The organism is Streptomyces hazeniae (assembly GCF_031845485.1).
GTDB lineage: Bacteria > Actinomycetota > Actinomycetes > Streptomycetales > Streptomycetaceae > Streptomyces > Streptomyces hazeniae.
Genome location: NZ_JAVREQ010000157.1, coordinates 1 through 465 on the forward strand (window position 1 = coordinate 1; position 465 = coordinate 465).

The following is a 465-nucleotide window of genomic DNA, read 5'->3' on the forward strand; positions in this document are numbered from 1 at the left end:
TCCCAGGGGTAGCTCCAGGTCCAGTAGATGCTGATCCGGCGGCGCCCGTCGTGAGGGCGGGGAATGTGCGTCTGGTTGTACGTGCGGGCACCGGTCATGAGGCCGCCTCTCCTTCACCGGTGGCCAGATAGCGCAGTCCCGACATGCCCGGCAGGACGAAATACGCACCACCCCGAAGTGTGGTGAAAGCTGGAATCCCCTTGTGTACCTTACGTATCGGCCGCTTGGGGACGGTGAAGTCCAGGGTTCCGTCCTGCGTGCCGCAAATGGGGTCGTGCTCGTTGCCCAGCTCGTGGAACGTCTTGTCGTTGATCCAGACGTTCTGGGCGAACTCGAACTGGCGCACCAGGTCGGCGCAGATGATGAACGCCGCGATACCCCGGTCCGCTCCGTCGTCGGGTGCGTCGTCCGGTAGGGCCGGACCGTAGGTGGCGCCGCGCCGGATCATCCGCCGCCGGTTCATGT

Annotated in this window: 1 pseudogene; it reads right to left on the reverse strand. The window is 65.2% G+C overall.

The features are described 5' to 3' along the window. Positions 1 to 94 precede the first annotated feature (94 nt). Positions 95 to 465 (reverse strand): annotated as a pseudogene (locus tag RM572_RS29085) (Dyp-type peroxidase); the annotation flags it as partial.